At 37.1% G+C, this 24516-nt stretch carries 18 protein-coding genes; 12 read left to right on the forward strand and 6 right to left on the reverse strand.

What is annotated here, in order from left to right:
* Positions 1 to 115 precede the first annotated feature (115 nt).
* The 5 genes from rlmKL to SP041_RS13400 all read left to right on the forward strand — a co-directional run bounded on the left by rlmKL (position 116) and on the right by SP041_RS13400 (position 7716).
* Positions 116 to 2401, forward strand: a complete 2286-nt coding sequence (gene rlmKL, locus SP041_RS13380) for a bifunctional 23S rRNA (guanine(2069)-N(7))-methyltransferase RlmK/23S rRNA (guanine(2445)-N(2))-methyltransferase RlmL (RefSeq protein ID WP_025565010.1) — start codon at positions 116 to 118, stop codon at positions 2399 to 2401.
* 52 nt (positions 2402 to 2453) lie between these two features.
* Positions 2454 to 2684, forward strand: a complete 231-nt coding sequence (locus tag SP041_RS13385) for a glutaredoxin family protein (protein ID WP_025565011.1) — start codon at positions 2454 to 2456, stop codon at positions 2682 to 2684.
* A 77-nt stretch (positions 2685 to 2761) separates the two neighbouring features.
* On the forward strand, positions 2762 to 4672 hold the full coding sequence (locus SP041_RS13390) for an ABC transporter ATP-binding protein (protein ID WP_025565012.1): 1911 nt from the start codon (positions 2762 to 2764) through the stop codon (positions 4670 to 4672).
* 7 nt (positions 4673 to 4679) lie between these two features.
* Positions 4680 to 6506 (forward strand): DUF3466 family protein, encoded by a 1827-nt coding sequence (locus SP041_RS13395; RefSeq protein WP_025565013.1) that lies wholly within the window; start codon positions 4680 to 4682, stop codon positions 6504 to 6506.
* A 244-nt stretch (positions 6507 to 6750) separates the two neighbouring features.
* The gene (locus tag SP041_RS13400; protein WP_025565014.1) at positions 6751 to 7716 is read left to right on the forward strand and encodes a phosphate ABC transporter substrate-binding protein PstS family protein; all 966 of its coding nucleotides are present in this window, start codon (positions 6751 to 6753) and stop codon (positions 7714 to 7716) included.
* A 671-nt stretch (positions 7717 to 8387) separates the two neighbouring features.
* On the opposite strand, the gene SP041_RS13405 is transcribed toward SP041_RS13400, so the two are convergent.
* From SP041_RS13405 to SP041_RS13415, 3 genes are all read right to left on the reverse strand, one after another.
* Entirely contained in the window at positions 8388 to 9344 is a 957-nt protein-coding gene (locus tag SP041_RS13405; RefSeq protein WP_025565083.1) for a diguanylate cyclase, read from the reverse strand.
* Positions 9344 to 10342, reverse strand: a complete 999-nt coding sequence (locus SP041_RS13410) for a response regulator (protein ID WP_025565082.1) — start codon at positions 10340 to 10342, stop codon at positions 9344 to 9346. The genes SP041_RS13405 and SP041_RS13410 overlap by 1 nt, the downstream gene beginning before the upstream one ends.
* Positions 10343 to 10648: 306 nt before the next feature.
* Positions 10649 to 11602 carry a tRNA-dihydrouridine synthase gene (locus SP041_RS13415; RefSeq protein WP_025565081.1) on the reverse strand — a complete coding sequence of 318 codons (954 nt, stop codon included), beginning with the start codon at positions 11600 to 11602 and terminating at the stop codon, positions 10649 to 10651.
* Positions 11603 to 13756: 2154 nt separating this feature from the next.
* On the opposite strand from SP041_RS13415, the gene apt reads away from it, so the two are divergent.
* From apt to SP041_RS13450, 7 genes are all read left to right on the forward strand, one after another.
* A complete protein-coding gene (apt, locus tag SP041_RS13420) occupies positions 13757 to 14302 on the forward strand; it encodes an adenine phosphoribosyltransferase (protein WP_025566139.1) in 546 nt (181 codons plus the stop codon).
* A gap of 3 nt (positions 14303 to 14305) precedes the next feature.
* Positions 14306 to 17101 (forward strand): DNA polymerase III subunit gamma/tau, encoded by a 2796-nt coding sequence (gene dnaX, locus SP041_RS13425; RefSeq protein WP_025566138.1) that lies wholly within the window; start codon positions 14306 to 14308, stop codon positions 17099 to 17101.
* A 42-nt stretch (positions 17102 to 17143) separates the two neighbouring features.
* Complete coding sequence (locus tag SP041_RS13430; protein ID WP_025566137.1) at positions 17144 to 17473, forward strand: YbaB/EbfC family nucleoid-associated protein; 330 nt, start codon at positions 17144 to 17146, stop codon at positions 17471 to 17473.
* Between the two features lie 295 nt (positions 17474 to 17768).
* Entirely contained in the window at positions 17769 to 18761 is a 993-nt protein-coding gene (locus SP041_RS13435; protein ID WP_025566136.1) for an oxidoreductase family protein, read from the forward strand.
* Between the two features lie 12 nt (positions 18762 to 18773).
* Positions 18774 to 19853, forward strand: a complete 1080-nt coding sequence (locus SP041_RS13440; RefSeq protein ID WP_025566135.1) for an inositol monophosphatase family protein — start codon at positions 18774 to 18776, stop codon at positions 19851 to 19853.
* Positions 19854 to 20282: 429 nt separating this feature from the next.
* Positions 20283 to 21101 (forward strand): NERD domain-containing protein, encoded by an 819-nt coding sequence (locus tag SP041_RS13445; RefSeq protein ID WP_025566134.1) that lies wholly within the window; start codon positions 20283 to 20285, stop codon positions 21099 to 21101.
* The gene (locus SP041_RS13450; RefSeq protein ID WP_025566133.1) at positions 21098 to 21922 is read left to right on the forward strand and encodes an HNH endonuclease; all 825 of its coding nucleotides are present in this window, start codon (positions 21098 to 21100) and stop codon (positions 21920 to 21922) included. Before SP041_RS13445 ends, SP041_RS13450 begins: the two co-directional genes overlap by 4 nt.
* A gap of 645 nt (positions 21923 to 22567) precedes the next feature.
* On the opposite strand, the gene rplQ is transcribed toward SP041_RS13450, so the two are convergent.
* The 3 genes from rplQ to rpsD all read right to left on the reverse strand — a co-directional run.
* Positions 22568 to 22948: a 50S ribosomal protein L17 gene (gene rplQ, locus SP041_RS13455; RefSeq protein ID WP_137297881.1), complete on the reverse strand. Its 381-nt coding sequence runs from the start codon at positions 22946 to 22948 to the stop codon at positions 22568 to 22570.
* A 35-nt stretch (positions 22949 to 22983) separates the two neighbouring features.
* Positions 22984 to 23970, reverse strand: a complete 987-nt coding sequence (gene rpoA / locus SP041_RS13460; RefSeq protein WP_137297882.1) for a DNA-directed RNA polymerase subunit alpha — start codon at positions 23968 to 23970, stop codon at positions 22984 to 22986.
* 25 nt (positions 23971 to 23995) lie between these two features.
* The coding region (gene rpsD, locus SP041_RS13465) for a 30S ribosomal protein S4 (protein WP_137297883.1) at positions 23996 to 24516 on the reverse strand (521 nt) is incomplete at its 5' end.

Genomic DNA, 24516 nt, shown 5'->3' on the forward strand with positions numbered 1-24516 from the left:
GTAAAATATTCAGATTAATAATAGACAACAAACAGCTGAAAATTTCATAGGGATAATACCGTTTGCAAGGTATAATACGCGCTATTTTTTATTCAACAATTGCATGAGAGCGTCTATGTTCAGTTATTTTATCCCCACCGCCAAAGGGCTTGCGCCTTTATTAGAAGTAGAACTTAAAGATCTTGGTATTGAAAATACTAAGCAAATTGCTGGTGGTGTTAGCTTTGACGGTTCATTAGAGCAAGGTTACCAAGTTTGTTTATGGTCTCGTTTTGCCTCTCGTGTCTTACTTAAACTAAGTGAGTTCAAAGTTATTGACCCAATGGATTTATATCTTGGGTGTAGCAATATCCCATGGGAAACACACTTTGATGTTGATAAAACATTCTCAATTGACTTTTCTGGCAGTAACGACGAAATTCGTAACACACAGTTTGGCGCATTAAAAATTAAAGATGCGATTGTGGATCGTTTCCGTAAAAAGTTCGATGAGCGTCCTAACGTTGAAAAACGTGATGCAGATATTCGTTTTAATGGTCGTTTATTTAAAGATAAAGCGTCAATCTATCTGGATCTTTCTGGTTCACCATTACATCTTCGTGGCTACCGTACTATTGCTGGTGAAGCGCCATTACGTGAAACATTAGCGGCTGGTATTATTAAACGTAGTGGTTGGCAAGGCGAAGCGTTATTAGACCCAATGTGTGGTTCAGGTACCTTAGTCATTGAAGCGGCGATGATGTCACTTAATATTGCACCAGGTTCTCTACGTGAAAAATTTGGTTTTGAGCAGTGGAAAAAACACGATGCTGAAACGTGGAAAACATTAAAAACAACGGCACAAGTTTATGGTAAACGTGCTGTTAAAGATTGTTCTGATCGATTCTATGCGTCAGATTTAAGCAAAGATATGATTGCCATTGCACGTCAAAATGCACAACGTGCAGGTGTTGCAGAGTTAATTGAATTCAGCGTACAAGATGCGAAAAAAGTATTGCCGCCAGAAGAACTAAGCACAGGTATGTTGATTTCAAATCCACCATACGGTGAACGTCTAGGCGGTTTTAGTGACACCATCAGTTTATATACTGAATTAGGTCATCACTTTAAAGAAGCTTTTGCAGGCTGGAATTTAAGTATGTTTGCAATGGATACTGAATTATTAAGCTGTTTAGGGATGCGTGCAGGTAAAAGCTTTAAATTCTTTAATGGTCCAATTGAGTGTGTACTTAAAAACTACAGAATTTCGCCTAAACGTTTAGTTGAAGGGGCAGCTATTGTTGAAGAAGCAGTTAAACCTGCTAAACAACCTAAGCAAGCAAAAGCTGCTGAAGTGGTTTATGTTGAATCAACCGATGACAATCCTTGGGGCACTATCACACCCGCTCAAGATTTCCCAATGGCAGAAGAGTCTGAATCAGAAATCGTATTTAAAGCGGTTAAGCAAATTAAACCTGCTATTTATGCAGAAGACTTCGCTAACCGTTTATTAAAAAACATGAAACGTTTAGACAAATGGGCTAAACGCGAAAATATTCAATGTTACCGTTTATATGATGCCGATTTACCGGAATATAATGTAGCCATTGATCGTTACAATGAGTATTTAATTATTCAAGAATATCGTGCACCTAAAGAAATAGATGCACAAAAAGTACGTCGTCGTTTCTTAGATATTGTATCTACAACACGTTACTTATTAGATTTAACAGATGACCAACTGATCATCAAAGTACGTGAGCGTCAGAAAGGGCGTCAACAGTATGAAAAACTAGACAGCAAAAAACAACGTTTAGTGGTACAAGAGGGTCCTGCAAAAATAATTGTTAATTTACAAGATTATTTAGATACGGGTTTATTCTTAGATCACCGTCCAACACGTTTACGTATTGGCAAAATGGCTGAAGGTAAAGATTTCCTAAACCTATTTTGTTATACAGCAACAGCTTCAATCCATGCTGCATTAGGTGGTGCTAAATCAACCACAAGTGTTGATATGTCTAATACGTATCTAAATTGGGGACAAGAAAACTTTACAGAAAATGGCATCAAAGGTAATCACGAATTTATCCAACAGGATTGTATTAAGTGGTTACAACATGCACATGAAATGTATGACCTTATCTTTATTGATCCACCTACGTTCTCAAACTCAAAACGTATGAGTGATGTGTTTGATGTACAGGATGATCACGTTGCGTTATTAACCTCTGCAAGTGAACGTGTTAACCCTAACGGAGAGATTATTTTCTCTAATAACAAACGTGGTTTTAAACTCGATATTGAAGCGATTAAAGCGTTAGGTTTTTATGTTAAAGATATTAGTAAAGCATCAATACCTGAAGACTTTAAAGGTAATGAAAAGATACACCAATGCTGGTTGTTAACTAAACATAACTAGGTTGTAATAAAGTATGAGTAACGTTAAATTAAGCATGAAGAATTAATAAATCATGAGTTTATGTATTCTATATCATACTGATGGCTGCCATCTGTGTGAGCAAGCAATGGCATTGTTAGCGCAATGCCAAGTCGATTATCAATTAGTTGATATCGTCTTTAAAGCTGACTTAGTTACTTTATTTGGTACGCGCATTCCAGTATTAGAAAATGAAAAAGGCCAATTCTTAGATTGGCCTTTTGACTATTATAAAATTGAACGATTTTTATCCTACAAAGAGTAGGAAGTTCGCAGTTTATCTTAACCTTAATTTAATCTGCGATATCATAAAATATGTACATTAAACAAGAGTGAGTCAACGTGGCATTATTAACATTACATAACGCAGAACTAGCCTTTGGTGGCGGTGCATTATTAAATAAATCTAACATGGTTGTTGAACCGAATGAGCGTGTTTGTTTAGTGGGCCGAAATGGCGCAGGTAAATCAACGCTATTAAAAGTATTAGATGGTCGTATTCAATTAGATGATGGCTCATTATTAATTAATAATGACGTAAAAGTGGCTCGTTTAGAGCAAGATCCTCCAACGGCGAGTACCATGAGTGCTTATGATTTTGTCGCTTCTGGTATGGAAAATGCGGGTAAAGTATTAAGCCAATATCACGAACAATTAAGTATCATTGCGGAAGATTGCAGTGAAAAACAACTGAATAAATTACAAAAATTACAAGAACAAGTTGACCAGTTAGATGCATGGCAACTTGATTCTAAAATTAATCAAATCTTAGATCGTTTAGGCATTGACCCTGAAATAACATTAGATCAGTTGTCTGGTGGTTGGTTACGTAAAGTGGCATTAGCTAAAGCGCTAGTAAATGACCCTGATTTATTGTTACTTGATGAACCGACTAACCATTTGGATGTGGGGACGATTGAATGGCTTGAGCAGTTCTTAATCTCATTTCAAGGTTCAATCATCTTTATCAGTCATGACCGTGAATTTATTCGTCGATTAGCGACACGTATTGTTGATATTGACCGTGGTAAATTAAGTTCATGGCCGGGCGGCTATGAAGAATATCTTATTGCAAAAGAAGAGGCATTACGTGTTGAAGACGAGCAAAATGCTGAGTTTGACCGCAAGTTAGCGATTGAAGAAACCTGGATAAGACAAGGCATTAAAGCACGTAGAACACGTAATGAAGGACGTGTTCGTGCGTTAAAATCATTGCGTCAAGAACGTTCAGAGCGAACCAATGTTCAAGGTAAAGCTAAAATTATTGTTGATGAAGCCGCTCGTTCAGGAAAAATCATTTTCGAAACAGATTCATTAACTTATAGCTATGATGATTTATTAATTGTGCGTGACTTTTCAACAACGATCATGCGTGGTGATAAAATCGCATTGGTTGGTCGAAATGGTTGTGGTAAAAGTACATTACTTAAATTATTGCTAGGGAATATCGAACCTGATCAAGGTACTGTTAAATGCGGTACTAAATTAGAAGTGGCTTATTTCGATCAATACCGTGATGCATTAGATCCAGAAAAAACAGTGGTAGATAATCTTGCTGAGGGTAAGCAAGAAGTTGAAATTAATGGTAATAAACGTCATGTTTTAGGCTATTTACAAGACTTCTTATTTCATCCAGATCGTGCACGTACGCCAGTAAAAGCACTATCCGGTGGAGAAAAGAACCGTCTGTTATTAGCTAAAATATTCCTGAAGCCAAGTAATTTCTTGATTTTGGATGAACCGACTAATGATTTGGATGTCGAAACACTTGAATTATTGGAAGAGTTATTAGCCAACTATCAAGGTACTTTATTGTTAGTAAGTCATGACCGTAGTTTTGTTGATAACACCGTTACGCATACTTGGTTCTTTGATGGCAATGGTAATATTCAACAATTTGTTGGTGGTTACAGTGATGCTGTTCGCCATAAAGAACAAAGTGAAGCCCCTTTACAAGCAATAAAAGAAGAAAAACCAACGCCAGGTAAAGTTGTAAAATCGGTAGTCCAATCACCTAAAAAGAAAAAATTATCTTATAAAGTTCAACTTGAACTAGATGGTTTGCCGCTTGTTTTAGAACAATTAGAAGAACAAGTAGAAAGTTTACAGGCAACCATCAATACACCTGAATTTTTTACTAAAGACAAAAAAGAAGCTGACCAATTTTTAGCGCAATTAGCAGAAGCAGAACAAAAACTAGAAACTGCTTTTATGCGTTGGGAAGAGTTGGACGAATTACAAAACGGAGAATGATTTTCAGATGAAATATACTAAAAGTATCTCACTAGCTGCATTGTTATCAGCTAGTAGCGCTTATGCGACTACATTAACTTCTTATTATGAATATGAAATTATTGTACCTGAAACAACAGGTAGTAATTATGGTCCTTATGCTTCTGGCATCACTGAAGATGATAACACATTTAGTGCCTACGGATTAAAAGCAAGGCTTGAACAAGACATCGATATTGGCTTGCCTTATACATTTAATCAAGAGTGTTTCTTGGATGATGAAGTATGTGAGGAAGTTTATGAAGGTAGTGAAAATTCTTCTAATTTAAGCTTTGAAAATGCTTATCAAGCGTGGCGTGCTGCGACGGCAAATATTAACCAAGGTATTATTGTTCCTGAAAGTTATACAATGGGAGCAACAAATAATATTAAAGTTGAAGGGTTTGGCGACGATACAGAAGTTAAAATGACTGACGTTGTCACCATCGATGATGCACTGTTTGCCGTTGGTTATGGCTCTTCACCTTATAATGATGGTGAGCGTGAATTTGTACGACGTGGTTTTGTAACCGATCCAAGTACTAGCCTCGTGTCGGTTTCATTATTACCTGAGTTTGACGGAGATGAAGCAGAGGGGGTAGAAGGTGGTTTTTCTAGTGCTTATAAGATGCGTGAAGTCACTTATAATAATGGCACGGTAAAAAAATTAATCATAGGAAATTCAAGCGTATCATTAGCAGGTGGCGATAGTAGTTATTTCGATGCTTGTTATAACGAAGGAAATATTGAAGATCTCGACACGCTTAGCGAGTTAACTTATTGCCCTGGTTTTGATACACAAGCATGGGCTTGGGAGTATAGTGGAGCTGATTTATCCACAACATCAGAGCTAACAGGGTTTACGCTAGCAACTGAGTGGTTAGATGATAATGAAGAGCGTGACTCAAGTAGTGATGTTACATACAGCGCAGCCGCATTTGATATTAACAATGTTGGTATTGCAGTTGGTGTCTCATCATTTGAATATTCTGACAATGTTGAAGGTGCACGTCAACGCGCAATTATTATGACGCCTGATGATGAAGGGGTCTATGGTGTACCTACGGAACTAACAGAGGCAACATCAGGTATTAGTGATCAAGAAGATACATTGTACAACACATGGGCTAAAACCATTACTGATGACAATGTAGTGATGGGTAATCGTCAGTATGCTGTTTCTAAAAATATCAACAGACCTATCGAAATGTTTATTTATGATATCGATGATGACAGTGTGACTTTTCCATTTCTTGATAAAAAAGTGTTAACAACCAAAGAACGTTTAGCAGGGACCAGTGCTGCTAATACGGGTGCAAATAGCCGCGGTTATGACATGAATAATAATGGTCTTGTAGTCGGTAAAGCAGATGCTTATGATGAAACGGATCCAGTCGTAAATGGCAGTGCTCGTATTCAAAGTGCATTTTTATATGATAATACAACGGGCGATAGCTGGTTCTTAGAAGACTTACTGTGTACTCAAACTGTAGATGAAGATGGTGTTGTTGAAGTAACACATCCATTAATTCGTTTACAAAGTGCAACTGCGATTAATGATAATGGCGTTGTACTAGCTGAAGGCTTTCAATACGATAGTATTAGTGACTTTACTGACTTGGTTGGTGCAAATCGTATATTTATAAAATTAACGCCTGATTTAAACTCTACACCTGATGACAGCCCTAACTGCTGGGTTTCTGATGCATTGATCAATAGCGATCAAAGCTTTGAACGTAGTGGCGGTGCAAGTTATTGGTTATGGATATTTGCTTTACCATTGATGTTAATACGTCGATTCAAAAGCAATAAATAAGACAAGCATTAAAACTGTTGTTTAAATAATCAACTGCATGATTTAAAAGGCTTATTACTTAGATGTAATAAGCCTTTTTTTGTTTTTATAATAAAAAAATGAATAAAATAATTCACTTGTAATGAAAGTGTCACACTTAGGCTTCATATTAAGCAACATCGCTACGAAGCGTAATGGATATTTTGTTAAATAATTAATGAAATAAAAATCAACTAAATTAACTTAGTAGAAAATGGAGTTTTGAATGAAACTTAAAATGTTAGCGGCAGCGGTTACTCTTGGTACTGCATCATTAATGTCAACACCTGTTCTTGCAGCGGATCATGCTTTGCCAACTTACACTAAAGTGAGTGGCATTTCTGGCAACCTTTCATCTGTTGGTTCTGATACCTTAGCAAACATGATGACATTTTGGGCTGAAGAGTTTAAACGCCAATACCCAAATATCAACATTCAAATCCAAGCAGCTGGTTCTTCAACAGCTCCACCATCTTTAACTGAAGGCACTTCTCAGTTCGGTCCAATGAGCCGTAAAATGAAGTCTAAAGAAATTGAAGCATTCGAAAAACGTTACGGTTACAAACCAACACAAGTTCGTGTTGCTATCGATGCACTGGCTGTATTCGTAAACAAAGACAATCCAATTGAAGGTTTATCAATCAAACAAGTAGATGCTATTTTCTCTTCTACTCAAAAATGTGGCAATGATAAAAATGCAACACGTTGGGCTGATGTTGGTTTAGACGGTAACTGGGCTGGTAAAGATATCCAATTATTTGGTCGCAACTCTGTATCAGGTACTTATGGTTACTTTAAATCAAAAGCATTATGTAAAGGCGATTACAAAAACTCTGTAAATGAACAGCCTGGTTCTGCTTCAGTGGTACAGTCTGTTGCTTCTTCATTAAACTCTATCGGTTACTCTGGTATTGGTTATAAAGTAGCAGGTGTTAAAGCGGTTTCTCTTTCTAAGAAAGGCGGTCCATTTGTTGAAGCAACAATGGCTAATGCTATCTCTGGTAAATACCCATTATCTCGCTTCTTATACGTTTACGTAAACAAGCACCCAAACAAACCGCTATCTCCACTACAAGCTGAGTTCATTAAACTAATGTTATCTGAACAAGGCCAAGGTATTGTGAAGAAAGATGGCTACATTCCACTACCAGTTACTGTAGTAGAAAAAGAGCTTGCTAAATTAGGACTATAATTTAGCTAGGAAATGATTATTAAAGTGACTGACGAATAATTCAATAGTCACTTGATACACTTTAAGTCATCAATAAAACAGCGCTTTCTAGCGCTGTTTTTGTTTATATACCCGTTGGTTCCTCCCCTTTATGCCTAGTATCTGTTCACTTCACCACTTGTTGAATTTTGTATCTTGAATGGTAACGGGTTTATACTAAACAGATATTTAATACCAATCACAATAAATAGCTTATCTATTTTACTTGTTAAAACAGTGCACTTCCTCGTTGTAAATTTCGTAAAAGGAACAGCCATTTACGCCTTGAATTGAACTGTTTTTCCAGCGCAAAATTTAGATAACATATTTAATGTAATCGGTATAACCTCAATTCAAAAATGATTTACTTACTAGCGATATAAGCTAAATGTTAGTAAAAGCGAAAATTGATTAAACGAAAAGTAATACGTTAAAGAGAATTCACTCAAGAGAATCTGCTTAATAAAATAGCTTAAGGGTAAGAGGCTAAAGGTAACTGCTTAAAGGTATCAGAATAAAGTGAATAAGGTAGAGGGGTGTATTAATAGAAGCTTTAAAGAGGATTAAAAAACGCCCGAAGAAAGGCGCTTATTAGAGGTACTGTTTATTCTTAACACTTGTAAATATTTTTTGGAGACTGTCAATAATTTACCTTAATGCTCACTAATGCCAATTTGGTTACGGCCGTTATTTTTCGCAATATATAAACCCAAATCCGCCACTTCAATTAACTTCTCATGATCTGTAATAGATGCTGTTATTTGAGCGATACCAAAGCTTGCCGTCACTTTAACCACGGTGCCTTGGAACTCAAAGTGTATTGCCTCAATCGCCTTACGAAGTCGCTCAGCCACTAATTTGGCACATCCTAAATCGGTATCAATTAATAACGATGTAAACTCTTCACCACCAAAACGACCTGTAATATCTTGTTTCTTACTATTTTCACGTATCGCATCAGAAATCCCTTTAAGGACTTCATCACCAAAAGGGTGGCCATAAGTATCATTAACATTTTTAAAGTGATCAATATCAAAGATGATCATCGAGGCTATACGACCTGAATTTTTGTGGCTCATGAATTCACTAGCACATCGTTCACGCCAATAACCTTGGTTATATAGCTGAGTTAACGCATCCGTTTGGCTTAAGTGAGTCAGTTTTGCATTGGCTTTCTGGAACGCTTGTTTAGATAAAGCAATATCAGTGACATCATGAACAATCATGCAGATCTGTGTGACTTCACCTTGAATATTAGTTAGCGGTAAAAATGTAACATTTTGATACATAAATTCAGCGTTACTAGTAATAGGGCGGTAACTTTTAAACTTAAATAAGTACGGACGTTGTTCCCAAGTAGTGAAAGCTTTGTTTTTTAACAAACAAACACTGTTTATTTTTTGCTGTAACCAAGCTTGAGGAATGCTAGTAAATATATCGGTTATTTTTTTATCCACGACATGCGATGTTAATAATCCAGAATGATTTTCCATAAAACCATTCCACACTTTCACCGTATAGTCCTTATCGATGATCACAAGGCCTACATCAATGTTATGCACCATATCAATCAGCCAATGAATATCTTTTAACTCTATATTTGTAGTCATTAGTCTAAGAGGTATCCTATTTGAGTTTGAATCACTGGAATCGAATCTTCAGTAAATAAAAGCAATAAATCACATTTTATATTGTGAGTTTGAATGACATAATTGACTTCGATAGTTAGTATTTTTTGCCAACTTTCTTGTTGATTTTTAATAATACTTTCAATCTTCGCATGCTGCCCTAATACATAGGGCTTACCTTGGCTAAAAGGGATCGTGAGTTGTGTTGCTAAGCCATTCAGGAAGGCACCAATGAGTATATTTGAAATATCATTCATGACTTCAATTTCTAAATGATTACTGATCATATTTTCATATTTAAGCAGTTTAGCAATATCGGTGAAACTCGCATCATGGAAAATCATAATCGCCTCACCATTAATACCAGAACCAATAAACCCTTGGCTCACTGCTGATACCGTTTCATGCTGAGCAATATGCGAGAGAGTCATATTTAACTCACTGCTTTCAAAAGTATTTACATTTGGGACGGGCAGTAAGATAAATACATCTAACAAACGACCTAGTAAATCACCTGCATGGCCCATGGCAATATTGGAGACTTCTTGCAAAGCATCGCGGAATTCTATTTTTTCAGATTTAACTGGAGCAGATAATGAGTGGTAATCACCTGGTTTATAAATACCGTATTGTTCTAATATACTGGTTAATTTTGTATTATTAATGGGTTTTTGTATGAAATCTATCGCACCTAATTCTCGTACGCGCTGGTAGGCTTTCTCTTGAATATCACCGGATATAACAATGACAATGGCAGGTAAATCATTACGTTGAATTTCTTCTAGTACTTCATAACCATTCATTACAGGCATATTAAGATCTAGAAATACAATATCCCCTTTTCCTTGCCTGATACTTTCCAAGCAAGTCACACCATCTACAGCAAAACTGATTGAAATATCCCAATCTTTTGGTAGTGATTGTGCAATTTGTTTTCGGGCTAATGCCGAATCATCACAAATTAAAATTGGTAAGGGCATAATGTTCCTATTATATTGCCGTTGCACATGGTTTTAGTGCGTCCCTTTTAGGGAAATGCTATGTAAGTGTTATTTAAATTTCATATAATGATTGAGGTATTAAACAAGTACTTTATTTTATTTTAGATTACATTCATAAATGATTAATAAAAACAAAAATAACTGATTTTTAATGCTTTTTTTAATTTTAGTATCGTAAGATAGAAAGTCAAAAATTACAAATGACAGAGCTCATTTTTACACAAAATTGCTACCTAGTTATTGTAATTAGATTTTAATAAAGTAATTTATTTTATAGATCGGATTTTATAGACTACTTTCTACTATTTGAGCTTGTTGAAGTGCAGACAACATTTCATCTGAATTACGAATTGCTCTTACCGATTGCAAGAACGGATCGGCTTGTACATGTTGTATTTTCATAAACATGAGCCATTGTTTAATGCGGCTAGGCATAAACTTTTCTTTATCTTCAATAACACGTAACCATTGAAAGTATTGTTCCATCATTTGTAAGTTTTGTAGCCAAGTATAAGGTGCTTCTAACCCTTTAAGTACATTAGAAAGATTAGGAACCGCCATTGCACCGCGCCCTATCATTAAATGGTCACAACCACTTATCTCAATACAACGCTGCGCATCTTCAAAACTAAAAATATCGCCATTAGCAATCACAGGAATATCGATAGCGTCTTTTATCTTTTTAATCCAATGCCAATGAGCAGGGGGCTTATAACCTTCATCTTTAGTACGCGCATGCACTGCTAACTCGCTTGCGCCTGCTTCGGCAATCGCTTGTGCATTTTCAATCGCTAAGCTTTTATCTTCATAACCTAAACGGATTTTAGCACTTACAACATGTTCACTCGGAACCGCTTCACGAACTGTTTTTACTATTTGATATAACGCTTCAGGATCTTTTAATAACACCGCGCCACCACGGCTTTTGTTCACCGTTTTAGCTGGGCAACCAAAGTTTAAATCAATTCCGTCAGATCCTAATTTAATAGCGCGTGCTGCATTCATTCCTAAACACTGAGGGTCTTGTCCTAATAATTGAACTCGAACAGGTGTGCCAAATTCAGTACGGCTCGCATTATGTAATTCAGGGCATAAACGATAAAAAACACGTGAAGGTAAAGGCAATTCAACAACACGAACAAACTCAGTAACACAACGATCAATCCCGCCAAGTTGGGTTAAAAATTGGCGCATGTGGAAGTCCATCACACCTTCCATTGGAGCAAGCGTTATATGCATGAATGTTCTCAAGTAGTTATGGAGAAATTAAAGAGCGCGGATTATACCTGCTCCCTTTATATAAGATAAGCAAAAATAAGTATAAGCAGAAATAAATGCCATATTTCTCGTTGGCGTTTTGTGGGTATTTAAAATTAAAAGCAATTCACCAGGAAGGAACGAAGGGCAGAGAAGGTTAGGTTAAAAGCATTAATGATTAAACCATACTGGCTACTATTCTTAAGAGCGAATTATCTTTTGATTTTGGGGCGCATGCTTTAGCCTGCTTGTTTTTACTGTTGTGTTTTCTTTTCACCTATTTGACGCTTGAATTTAAATAAGAAGGCAATGACATAACCTGTTTATTCTTGATTTTTTCTTGTGTCCTTAGTGAAGCGTAGCGCTTCGTGGTTAATTAACCTTTAAAATAAAAATCAATTAACCACGAAGGGTAAATAAGGTTAGGTCAAAAGCGTTAATGACCAACCATATTGTTTGTTATTGCGCTAGAGGGAAGATCTTTTGAACTCGGGGCGCATGCTTCAGCTTGCATGTTTTTACTGTTGTGTTTTCTTTTCACCTACTTGAAACTTGGATTCAAATAAGAGGGCAATGACATAACTTATTTATTAATTTTTCCTTCGTACCCTTAGTGGAACGCAGCATTTCGTGGTTGCTTAACATTTAAAGTCAAAAGCAATTAACCACGAAGACACGAAGGTTAGAGAAGGTTAGGTCAAAGCGTTAATGGCTAACCATATTGGTTGTTATTACTCTAGACGAAAAATGTTTTGAACTTGGGGCGCATGCTTCAGCTTGCAGGTTTTATTGTTGTGTTGTGTTTTCTTTTCACCTACTTGATGCTTGGATCCAAATAGTAAGGTAATGACATAACCTGTTTATTAAGTTTTCCTTCGTGCTCTTAGTGAAGCGCAGCGCTTCGTGGTCGGCTGTGTTTTTTAAAGTAAAAATCAATTAACCACCGCGGGCACGAAGGGTAGAGAAGGTTAAGTCAAAAGATCGTATCGCTATATGTTTTAGAAATGAATTGTCTTTTGAACTTGGGGCGCACGCTTCAGCTTGCATGTTTTTATTGTTGTGTTTTCTTTTCACCTACTTGAAGCTTGGATTCAAATAAGAGGGCAATGACATAACCTATTTATTAAGTATTCTTCGTGTAGCGCAGCGCTTCGTGGTTGGCTGTGTTTTTTAAAGTCAAAAGCAATTAACCACGAAGGCAAGAAGGGTAGAGAAGGTTAGGTTAAAAGCATTAATGATTAAACTATACTGGCTACTATTCTTAAGAGCGAATTATCTTTTGACTTTGGGGCGCATGCTTCAGCTTGCAGGTTTTATTGTTGTGTTGTGTTTTCTTTTCACCGACTTGAAGCTTGGATTCAAGTAAGAAGGCAATGACATAACCTGTTTATTCTTGATTTTTTCTTCGTGTCCTTAGTGAAGCGCAGCGCTTCGTGGTCGGCTGTGTTTTTTAAAGCCAAAAGCAATTAACCACGAAGATACGAAGGACAGAGAAGGTTAAGTCAAAAGAGTTAATGGGTACATGTTTTAGAAGCGAATTATCTTCAGGCTCTAGGCACACGTTTTTATCTTTATTTTTCTTCGTGTCCTTCGTGTAGCGTAGCGCTTCGTGGTCGGCTGTGTTTCTTAAAGTCAAAAAGCAATTAACCACGAAGGGTAGAGAAGGTTAAGTCAAAAGCGTTAATGATTAAACCATACTGGCTAAAATCACTTTAAGGACGAATTATCTTTTGAACTTGGGGCGCATGCTTCAGCTTGCATGTTTTTACTGTTGTGTTTTCTTTTCACCTACTTGAAACTTGGATTCAACTAATAAGGTAATAACATAACCTGTTTATTATTAAGTTTTCTTCGCGTCCTGAGTGAAGGGCAGCCCTTCGTGGTGACCCAATATTCTTTTAAATCCAAAGCATATTATCAATATCTATTCCCGCTGTTTGTACAATCTCTAAGCTATTACTGATCATCGTTTTAGCCCTAAATAGAACTTCTTCAACTTCTAATACATCCACAAAAGTAAATCAGACGATTTTTCATGCAACAAATGAAAATAGTTACTCACTTTATGACAACACAACTTGCACTACGGCAAGCAACTATTTACCCTATGATATTAGATATTACAGGATAAAAAAGATGAGCATGGAATCATTAGCATTAATTAAGAATAGTATTAAAAGCATTAAAGATTACCCATTACCAGGCATTGTTTTTCGTGACGTTACCAGCCTGATTGAAAATGGTGAAGCATTCGCCGCAACAATTGACTTGTTCGTAGAGCGTTATAAAACACAAAAGATAGATAAAATAGTCGGCACAGAAGCGCGTGGTTTTATTTTTGGTGCGCCATTAGCTGCAGCATTAGGTGCTGGTTTTATCCCAGTTCGTAAACCTAACAAACTACCTCGTGAAACGATTCAAGAAAGTTACGAATTAGAGTACGGCAACGATATTTTACAGATCCACAAAGATGCTATCAAAAAAGGCGAAAAAGTCTTATTGATGGATGATCTACTAGCAACAGGTGGTACGGCAGAAGCATCGGTTAAATTAATCGAGCGCTTAGGCGGCGAAGTAATTGAAGCCGCTTTTGTTATTTCATTACCAGACTTACGTGGTGAAGATAAATTAAAAGCCATGTCTGTTCCTGTTTTCTCTTTGATTGAATACGCGGGTGAATAATTAGTGAGCTATCAAGTTTTAGCACGGAAGTGGCGACCACAGTCTTTTAAAGAAGTCATTGGTCAACCGCATGTATTAACCGCATTAGAAAATGGGTTAACACAAGATCGCGTACATCATGCTTATTTGTTTAGTGGTACCCGTGGTGTTGGTAAAACAACCATCGCGCGTATTTTAGCAAAAAGTTTAAATTGTGAAACTGGCGTAACAGCAACTCCTTGTGGTGTCTGTGCTAACTGCCAAGCAATCGATCAAGGTCGATTCGTTGACCTATTAGAAATTGATGCGGCATCCCGTACTAAAGTTGATGACACACGTGAACTATTGGATAACGTGCAATATAAACCAGCGCAAGGGCGTTATAAGGTTTATTTGATTGATGAAGTCCACATGTTATCCAAGCACAGTTTTAACGCACTGCTAAAAACGCTTGAAGAGCCACCAGAGTATGTGAAATTCTTACTCGCAACGACCGATCCTCAAAAACTACCTATTACCGTCTTGTCGCGTTGCTTACAGTTCCATTTAAAAGCCATCATGCCAGAGCAAATTGAACAACAACTGGCTGCGATTTTAGATCATGAAAAAGCAACATACGAACAACCTGCGTTAGGCGTTATCTCTAAAGCAGCTGATGGTAGTATGCGTGATGCTTTAAGCTTAACTGACCAAGCATTAGCGTTTGGCGCAGGCGATATCAAATATGCAGCCGTATTAAAAATGCTAGGGACGATTGACCAATCGCATCTACATTACTTATTACATTTCATTGCATCGGGTAATAGCCAAAAAGTCTTTGAAAAAATCCAAGAGTTTGTGCATTTAGGGGCTGACTTCTCAGCGCTACATCAAGAGCTAGCAAGCTTATGTCATCAAATTGCGTTAATGCAATTACAACTCAATGCTAATGTCACCGAAAAAACGACCGTGCAATTATTAGCAGAACGTTTAACGCCTGAAGAAGTGCAGTTATTCTATCAAATTGCAGTACAAGGTTTTAAAGATTACGCCTATGCACCAAACGGCAAAGTCGCATTAGAAATGACCGTAATGCGTCTATTGGCTTTTAAACCTGCAAACTACATCGATATTGATGAATCAATGCTAGCTAAAGCGCAACAAGTTGAAACTATTGCGCCCGTTGTGTCAGAAGTTAATACTGAGCAACAACCGCTTGTCGCAAGACCTGACGTTAGTACATCGACTCAATCAAAACCTGAATCGGTTGCATCTCAAGCGCCATCTCAAGTATCGCCAACAACAATTTCAACACCAGAGGTTAGTACATCGACTCAATCAAAACCTGAATCGGTTGTGCCTCAATCGCCATCTCAAGTGTCGCCAACAACAATTTCAACACCTGAGCCAGCACAGAAGGTGCCAAGTGAAATGCCAGTCCAGGCTGCGCCAGCTCAACCAGAAGTGAACCCAATAAAAGCGGAAACTCAGAGCGCACCTCAGCAGACTATGCCAGAACAACAACCAGTGCCTGAGGCCTCTAACTATCAGCCTAGCCATCAAGCGTCTGTTTATACTGCTATTGCGCCAGATATGACACCGGAACCAGATACTACACCGGAAATGGTGCCTGAAGCTGCTTTTGAAAATGCTATTGAAAATATCAGTGCACCAGAGCAAGATGTTGCTCCGACTCAATATGAACAAACAACAGCACAACCGGTTTCAACACAACCAGTGCAAAGCGAACCTGCGCCTGCAAGCTTTGATCTTGCTGCGACAACAAACTCTCGTAATATGTTACGAAGCCATCGTTTAAAGCGAGAAGAACTAAAAAAGATTGAAGCGGCAACTGAGCAACAGACACCAAAAGCAAACGATCGGTTTGCCGCACCTGAAGTAACAGCCCAAGCAACACCAAGCGTTGAACCGCTAGAAAAGAAAGTCGTTGAACCGTCAACTGTCAATCATGCAGCGCCCAATATAACGACAGCATCAGTGGAAAAAACACCGATGCCTACAAGAAAAGTTGAAGCAAAAAGTAATGAAGGCTCAACTAACGAGCAAGAATTACCGCCTTTAACAAGCTACCAAGAACAACCACATAATCAAAATAGCTATGATGATTATGACGATGCTGATTATAGCAAGGAACATAACGACTACTTTGACAATCAGGCTGAAGGTGTTGATATAGCTACACCTCCAGCACCTGATAATCATGCTCAGAATGATTACTTTGAAGATACTAAACCTGTGCCAGCGAAAGTTGATGCTGCTCCTCAAGCATCAGCCAATGTACAAGCGAATAACACTCAATTAGTAGTGGCTAAATCTGCAATAGCAAATCATGATATTTCAACATTACATCATTCAGAAGTCGGTACGGAAGTACAGTTAATGAATGATCCAAACTTACAAAATCCTGAAATTGATATTGCCGCTTATGTTGAAGATAAAATGACAGACGCTTGGTTCTTAGCCATTAAAGCGATGGAATTAGTGGGATTTGAAAAATTATTGGCAAAAAGTTGTGTTATGCAGCAAAAAGATCAATCTATAGACTTGAAATTACATCAATCGCAAGCACATCTATTAAATAATCAAAGTTTGTGTGATGACTTAAAAAACAAACTAAGTCATTACTATGGTCAGCAATACACTATTACCATTGAGCAAGGTTCGGTAGAAGGGAACCACACTCCAATGGAATTAGAACAGGTTGTATATCAACAATATCTTGATAATGCCAAAGCATCGATTAAAAACGACCCAATTGTACAGACACTTGTGCGAGATTATGCTGCAAAAGTCTATGAAAATAGCGTAGTGCCGCTATAATCGGCATAATTTCATTAACTAATTAATATAAAGAGAGAAGATATGTTTAATAAAGGCGGAATGGGCGACTTAATGAAAAAAGCCCAAGAAATGCAAGAGAACATGCAAAAAGCACAGGCTGAAATTGCAAACACAGAAGTCGTTGGCGAATCAGGTGCAGGCCTAGTTAAAGTGACTTTGTTAGGTAACCACAATGTACGTAAAGTTGAAATCGATCCAAGCTTGTTTGAAGACGACAAAGACATGATCGAAGACCTAGTAGCAGCCGCAATGAACGATGCAGTACGTCGTGTTGAAGAAGTTAATAAATCTAAAATGAGTGGTTTAACTGGCGGTATGGATTTACCACCTGGCTTCAAAATGCCTTTCTAGGCTTTGCGCTATAAAAGACACTATTAATACAAGCAACATCAATAGCTTGGCTTTGTATCGTTTATTAAATAACGGAATGAAGGCAAGCTTTTTTGTTGCCGCATTTTGTATGTTTTAGCCTCAGGTTAATCCTCTATTTTTATCTCCCATACTTTTATCAACTATATCTTTACTCATTACTAATTGCTCATCTAACTCAATCTAAACCAATAACATTACCCATATTATTGAATTCATGACCGAGTGCGGTACCATCAACTACTTTGAGATTATTTATTCCATACAAGAAGCCACTATGCCCATTTCATCTTCATTAAAAACAACCTTATTATCATTAACTGGCGCGCAAGCGATAATTGATGTTCAGTTAATTCAAGGCGTATGGGGCGGGTATGGAGAACTGTTTAGAGTAAGTTTGCAAGGTAGTGAAAATAGCTCAGTGGTCGTGAAATTAGTGAATACACCACAACCTAGCTCGCATCCCAAAGGGTGGAATACTACACTTTCGCATCAGCGTAAATTGCACTCTTATCAAGTCGAAGCAAATTGGTATGCTCATTACACAAATTTAAATAACGATGAGTGCTACTCACCACGCTGTATTGCGGTACAAAGTAACCAACAACAAAGCTTATTGATATTAGAAGATTTGGCCGCAGTCGGTTATCCCATCGTTAAAACCGAAGTGACGCTCGATGAAGCCAAAACGTGTATTAAATGGCTTGCTAACTTTCATGCGTTACATCTACAAAGAAAAGCCAATGACTTATGGGCAACCGGAACCTATTGGCACTTGGCGACGCGTCCAGATGAATTAGTCGCTTTGCAAGACAGTGAATTAAAACATTCAGCACAACGTATCGATCAAGTATTGAGCCAATCACCTTTTCAAACATTGGTACATGGCGATGCTAAATTAGCTAATTTTTGCTTCTCTGACGATGCGACAAAAGTTGCAGCGGTAGATTTTCAATACGTTGGGCAGGGTTGTGGTATGAAAGATCTGATCTTATTTATCAGCAGTGCTATTCCACCTGAAGATTGCGAAAAGTTGCAAGTGGCGTTAATTGATCATTACTTTAAATGTTTAACCACAGCAGTTTCAAAAACACGACCAGACATCGATGCCAAACAATTAGAGCAAGCATGGCGACCTTTATACGCCATTGCTTGGGCTGATTTTCAACGTTTTGTAAAAGGGTGGTCACCGAGCCATTGGAAGATTAATGAGTACACTGAACAGTTAACCAAACAAGCGATTGATTCACTAATACAATTCCCTAAATAAGGTCAGATAGTCGTGCGCTTAACAACAGAGATACTCAATCAATTAAGCTTATTAGCCATTCAAGCAGCAGAGCAAGCCGGCGATTATATCCGTCAATTTGATCGTGCGTTATTAACCACACACTTTAAAGAAGCAGGCAGTAGTCAAAGTGCACAAGTGGTGACAGACGTGGATTTTGCTTGCCAAGATATTATCTTAACCATTTTACAACCGACCTGTGAACAGTACGATTTAGCACTGCTTAGTGAAGAACAAGTAAACGAAAAACAACTAAGCGAAGATAGCACTAATTTAGAAGCTATTAATCTAGAAAGTACTAACCAAAAAGGTAATAACCAAGAAGGCAATAAAGAAAGGTGTGAAGAAAATACAAACAGTCATCCTCGTTTAACAAAAGACTACTTTTGGTGTATCGATCCACTCGATGGTACCTTACCCTTCATAGAAGGCGGAAATGGTTATGCCGTATCGATTGCACTCCTCGCAGCAAACGGCGAACCCATACTGGCCGCTGTCCATCAACCCACAAGCAATACCACTTACCATACAATGATAGACACATTGGGTATGACGCAAGGTTTTAAAAATAAACAGCCATTTAATAAATTAACTGAAAGCAGCACAAGTGGTATCAGTAGTCTCAATACCTTCAAGAAGGTTAATAATACATTTACTTTTTATAGTGATAGAAGCTTTCAGTTTAGTGAACACTATCCATTGTTAATTAAACAGTTAACAATATTAGCCCATGAGCTAGGTTATGAAAAAGTTGTGATAAAAGAACAAGCCGGCGCGGTAATGAATGCAATATCCGTGATTGAATGTGCTGTGATGGAAAAACAGAACCCTCAACATAATGCCGCTTGTTATATTAAATTGCCTAAACCCCAATTAGGCGGAGGCAGTTTGTGGGATTTCAGTGCAACAGCTTGTTTAGCCACCGCGGCAGACACTTGGGTCAGTGATATTCACGGTAATCCGCTTGATTTAAATCGACACGATTCAAACTACATGAACCATCAAGGTGTGCTTTACGTGTCAGAACAACATCTCGCACGAAGACTCATTACTATATGTAATGCATTGAAATAATGTCTCAATAATACCTTAACAGCTAAACTGATCTGCCATTTAAAAATATTAATTAACCAATTTGTTATTCATCAATAAAGAGTGTTTCAGATTGAAATGCTCTAAAAAAGTGAATTATAAACAGTATTCTTTGTTTTTCTCATTAATATCAACTATTTCAAATTCTTACCATTCCTAAAATCACTTTTTTGTGATAGAACTGATTTAATAGCTGAATTTATTTAATGAACTTATTTAATGAACTTAGCTATTAAGGAATAAGCTCATTTCCCCTATTTTGAGAATCAAACCTTAAATGTTTTCAATAACAAGATGAAATTAATGTGCAGGGAATTGAGTAAATAAAATGCCAGAGAGCTTTTACAATACTTGGATTCAGATCATAAGTGCATAACTTGAGGTAACTACTTGTTAAAATAAAGGAAAAGAATGGACGTAACTTTAATACTCATCAATACATTAACTATGTACTGGTATTTTATACCAATATTCATCTTTATTACTGTCTTAAAGTCTCCTTGGTTTAAAGGTGTATTGGGCGAGTTTTTGGTTAATTTTTTATTAAAAAAATACTTACCAAAAGAAAAGTATACCCTCATCAAAAATGTAACCTTACCAACTGACGACGGTACAACTCAAATTGATCATATTGTCGTGTCTGAATTTGGTTTGTTTGTGATTGAAACTAAAAATATGAAAGGTTGGGTTTTTGGTAATACCAATCAAAAGCAGTGGACGCAAAAGATTTTCAAATACACGGGTAAATTTCAAAATCCACTTCATCAGAACTATAAACACACACAAACTTTAGCAAGTTGTTTAACTATTCCTAATGAATTCATTTATTCAGTGGTTGTTTTTATTGGTGATAGTACTTTTAAAACTAAAATGCCAGATAATGTTACCTACGCGAGAGGGTGTGTGGATTACATTAAAACTAAAAAAGTCGTACATTTTTCGAAAGAACAAGTTAGTCACCTTAACTCTGAGATTGAAGCGGGACGTTTGACACCTAGTTTGAAAACAAACTTGGCACACAGTAAACATGTTAAAACTATTGTTGGAAATAAAAGTGAGACTAAAAAAGTAATTAATAATGTAGTTGAAATAAAAGAAAGTTTAGAAAAATTATGTCTTCAATGCGGGTCTGAGATGTCATTAAAACAAGCCAAAAAAGGCAAGTATGTTGGAAATCAATTTTGGGGTTGTACTAACTTTCCAAAATGTAGAAAAGTGGTAAATCTATGATTAAAAATGCATTCACTGATTACATTAAAGCAACTAATCTCACTGGTAGCCAAAAAGCAAATTCATATATTAAAGCGCTTGATATTTTAGGTTTCCTTATCAAACACGAACCGTATGGTTTTAATGATTGTAAAAATGTTTGGAAGGTAGAATCTGTTGAACGCCTATGCGAGCTTTATGCTTTCGTATTGCAACAAAGTAAAAAGAAAGACAATAATTTATGGGAGATTGAGGGTATTGCTAAAAGTTATTTAGCAAATGGTTTTTGTTCTGCTGCATTAAAGTCTTTTATGAAATTTTTGGTTGAATTCAAGTTTGAGCAACGCTTACTGAATAATATAAATGAAGAAGGGATTCAGATTCCAATTACGCTAAATTATCCAAGTTCTTTACTAGATGGTATTGGGCGTGCCGAAGGGCGTGATGTTGTTAGAGAAGTAAAGGTTCGTACTAATCAAAACGTATTTAGAAAGGTAATACTTCGTATTTATAATCAATCTTGCTGTATTACGGGCTTAAATATGCCAGAAGTAAATAGAGCGAGTCATATTGTGCCTTGGGCTGAAGATAAAACAATACGTTTAGATCCTGCTAATGGTCTTTGTTTGTCAGCAACCTACGACGCTGCTTTTGATAAACATTTAATTAGTTTAGATGATGATTACCGAATAATTATAAGTAAGACTATCAATGATTATTATACTTCGAACAGCGTAAAGGAATACTTTATCAAAAAACAAGGCATGAAAATAAACCTACCCAATACCTTCAAACCTAACAAGAGTTTTTTAGAAATTCATCGTAATAGCTGTTGTTTATGAATGTCAGTTGGTTCAAAGTAACCACGATGAGATTTATTATTTATCTTTGTGTCATTAAGTCTGGTGACAAGTTTTAGCTGGAAAACAATAAAAGGCGGATTCATTTCGATTCAATATTGCTATAGCTATAGCTTTAGCCTGTGCAGTTGACTGTTGCGAAAAATTAAAGCAAGTATCAAAAGCATTTATATATTTATAACATGGATATTAGGTAAGCTCTGGTCGGTACCATCGAAGTGTTACATTATCGCTATTTTTATTCATTTTCAGGCAAAATCTTATATAATAATCAGCCATAATTGGAATACCCCTAATCTTTACTTTTTCTTGCTAGAAGTACGGGACACTCAATGGTTTTTACTCTACAGAATAAGAGTTTAAGGACATTGTTCTTCATGAAGAAGATTGTGAAAATATGCGAATTGTTGGCGAGTTTGTTGCCGTGTTAGAAGAATAATTATTTAATGAGGTAGCCTAAGTACTCAATAATAAAATACAAAAAAGCCGAACAAAAGTTCGGCTTTTTTATTGCAACTTAGGAATCGTTACAAAATAACTTGCGCTAAATTTTTCAAAAAACCTAAAATAACTGGTTATTTTGAAAACAAAACGCAAGTAACTTTGAAGCCAATCCTTAAAAGAAACTTACGCTTCTTCGTCCGCTACAACTGGACGGTCAACGAACTGGATGTAAGCCATAGGAGCTTTATCGCCAGTACGGAAACCACATTTAATGATACTAGTGTATCCACCAGGACGAGTCGCGTAGCGAGGACCTAGTTCATTAAACAGTTTTGCTACTGTTGCATCATCACGAAGACGAGCAAACGCTAAACGACGGTTAGCAACGCTATCCGTTTTAGCTAGTGTAATTAATGGTTCAATTACACGACGCAATTCTTTTGCTTTAGGCACGGTAGTTTTAATCACTTCGTGCGTAGCAATAGAGATTGCCATATTACGAAACATAGCCTGACGATGGCTGCTGTTTCGGTTAAGTTGACGTCCACTTTGACGATGGCGCATAACCTAATCCTTATTATTCGTAAGTCGGTTTTAGACTAATCTTCGATTAAACTTGCTGGTGGCCAATCTTCTAAGCGCATGCCTAGAGACAATCCACGTGATGCAAGTACATCTTTGATTTCAGTTAGAGACTTCTTACCTAAATTAGGCGTTTTTAGAAGTGCAACTTCAGTACATTGTACTAGGTCACCGATATAATGAATCGACTCTGCTTTCAAACAATTAGCAGAACGAACAGTGAGTTCTAAATCATCTACTGGGCGTAAAAGAATTGGATCAAATGCAGGCTTTTCTTCTTCAACTGGCACTTGTACTTTTGTGCGTAAATCAACAAATGCGTCTAACTGCTCAGCTAAAATTGTAGCTGCACGACGAATTGCTTCTTCAGGCTCTAAAGTACCATCTGTTTCCATATCGATAATAAGCTTGTCTAGATCGGTACGTTGTTCAACACGTGCTGATTCAACACTGTAAGCGATACGCTCAACAGGGCTGAAAGTCGCATCTACTAATAGACGACCAATTGGACGCTCATCTTCTTCGCTATGAATACGTGATGAAGCTGGAACATAACCGCGACCTGATTCAATTTTAATACGCATGCTGATTTCAGCATTGCCCGTTAAATTACAGATCACATGTTCTGGGTTGACTATCTCTACATCACCATCATGAATGATGTCGCCTGCAGTAACAGGACCAGCACCAGATTTAGTTAAACTCACTAAAACTTCGTTTTTACCTTCAAGTTTTACAGCTAGACCTTTAAGGTTAAGAAGAATCTCTAGAATATCTTCTTGCACGCCTTCTTTGGTGCTGTACTCATGTTGTACACCATCAATTTCGACTTCAGTTACGGCTGTGCCAGGCATAGACGATAACAAAATACGACGAAGCGCATTACCTAAAGTGTGGCCAAAACCACGTTCTAGTGGTTCAAGAACCACTTTTGCTCTAGTTGTTGAAATTTGTTCGATATCAACTAATCTTGGTTTTAGAAAATCAATTACAGAACTCTGCATTTATGTCCTCTCTTAAAAATTAACTTTACTTAGAGTAAAGCTCGATGATTAACTGTTCGTTAATCTCAGCAGATAAATCTGAACGTTCAGGTTGACGAGTAAATATGCCTTCCATCTTCGTTGTATCAACAGAAACCCAAGCAAGGGCTTCACGTTGACCAGCAATCTCTAATGCAGCGCCAATACGTGTTTGCTTTTTAGCTTTTTCACGAATTGCGATAACATCACCAGCTTTCACATTGAAAGACGGGATATTTACAACTTTACCGTTCACTAGGATAGCTTTATGGCTAACTAGTTGACGAGATTCAGCACGTGTAGCACCAAAGCCCATACGGTATACAACATTGTCTAAACGACCTTCTAATAAAAGAAGTAAGTTTTCGCCAGTGTTGCCTTGTAAACGAGCAGCTTCTTTATAGTAGTTACGGAATTGCTTTTCTAATACACCGTACATACGACGTACTTTTTGCTTTTCACGTAATTGTAAACCGTAGTCTGATAGACGAGGTTTACGCGCACCATGTACACCTGGTGCGTTATCAA

It is taken from the genome of Psychromonas sp. SP041 (genome assembly GCF_000470315.2).
In the GTDB taxonomy this organism is placed as follows: domain Bacteria; phylum Pseudomonadota; class Gammaproteobacteria; order Enterobacterales; family Psychromonadaceae; genus Psychromonas.

What these genes read in the sequence shown, in the direction of transcription:
- SP041_RS13415 (WP_025565081.1), bottom strand. Translation starts at nt 11,602, where the DNA reads ATGCATATAACGCTTGCTCCAATGGAAGGTGTGATGGACTTCCACATG.
- rlmKL (WP_025565010.1), top strand. Translation starts at nt 116, where the DNA reads ATGTTCAGTTATTTTATCCCCACCGCCAAAGGGCTTGCGCCTTTATTA.
- SP041_RS13435 (WP_025566136.1), top strand. Translation starts at nt 17,769, where the DNA reads ATGCCCATTTCATCTTCATTAAAAACAACCTTATTATCATTAACTGGC.
- SP041_RS13445 (WP_025566134.1), top strand. Translation starts at nt 20,283, where the DNA reads ATGGACGTAACTTTAATACTCATCAATACATTAACTATGTACTGGTAT.
- rpoA (WP_137297882.1), bottom strand. Translation starts at nt 23,970, where the DNA reads ATGCAGAGTTCTGTAATTGATTTTCTAAAACCAAGATTAGTTGATATC.
- rplQ (WP_137297881.1), bottom strand. Translation starts at nt 22,948, where the DNA reads ATGCGCCATCGTCAAAGTGGACGTCAACTTAACCGAAACAGCAGCCAT.
- SP041_RS13410 (WP_025565082.1), bottom strand. Translation starts at nt 10,342, where the DNA reads ATGCCCTTACCAATTTTAATTTGTGATGATTCGGCATTAGCCCGAAAA.
- SP041_RS13405 (WP_025565083.1), bottom strand. Translation starts at nt 9,344, where the DNA reads ATGACTACAAATATAGAGTTAAAAGATATTCATTGGCTGATTGATATG.
- SP041_RS13430 (WP_025566137.1), top strand. Translation starts at nt 17,144, where the DNA reads ATGTTTAATAAAGGCGGAATGGGCGACTTAATGAAAAAAGCCCAAGAA.
- SP041_RS13450 (WP_025566133.1), top strand. Translation starts at nt 21,098, where the DNA reads ATGATTAAAAATGCATTCACTGATTACATTAAAGCAACTAATCTCACT.
- SP041_RS13400 (WP_025565014.1), top strand. Translation starts at nt 6,751, where the DNA reads ATGAAACTTAAAATGTTAGCGGCAGCGGTTACTCTTGGTACTGCATCA.
- apt (WP_025566139.1), top strand. Translation starts at nt 13,757, where the DNA reads ATGAGCATGGAATCATTAGCATTAATTAAGAATAGTATTAAAAGCATT.
- SP041_RS13395 (WP_025565013.1), top strand. Translation starts at nt 4,680, where the DNA reads ATGAAATATACTAAAAGTATCTCACTAGCTGCATTGTTATCAGCTAGT.
- SP041_RS13385 (WP_025565011.1), top strand. Translation starts at nt 2,454, where the DNA reads ATGAGTTTATGTATTCTATATCATACTGATGGCTGCCATCTGTGTGAG.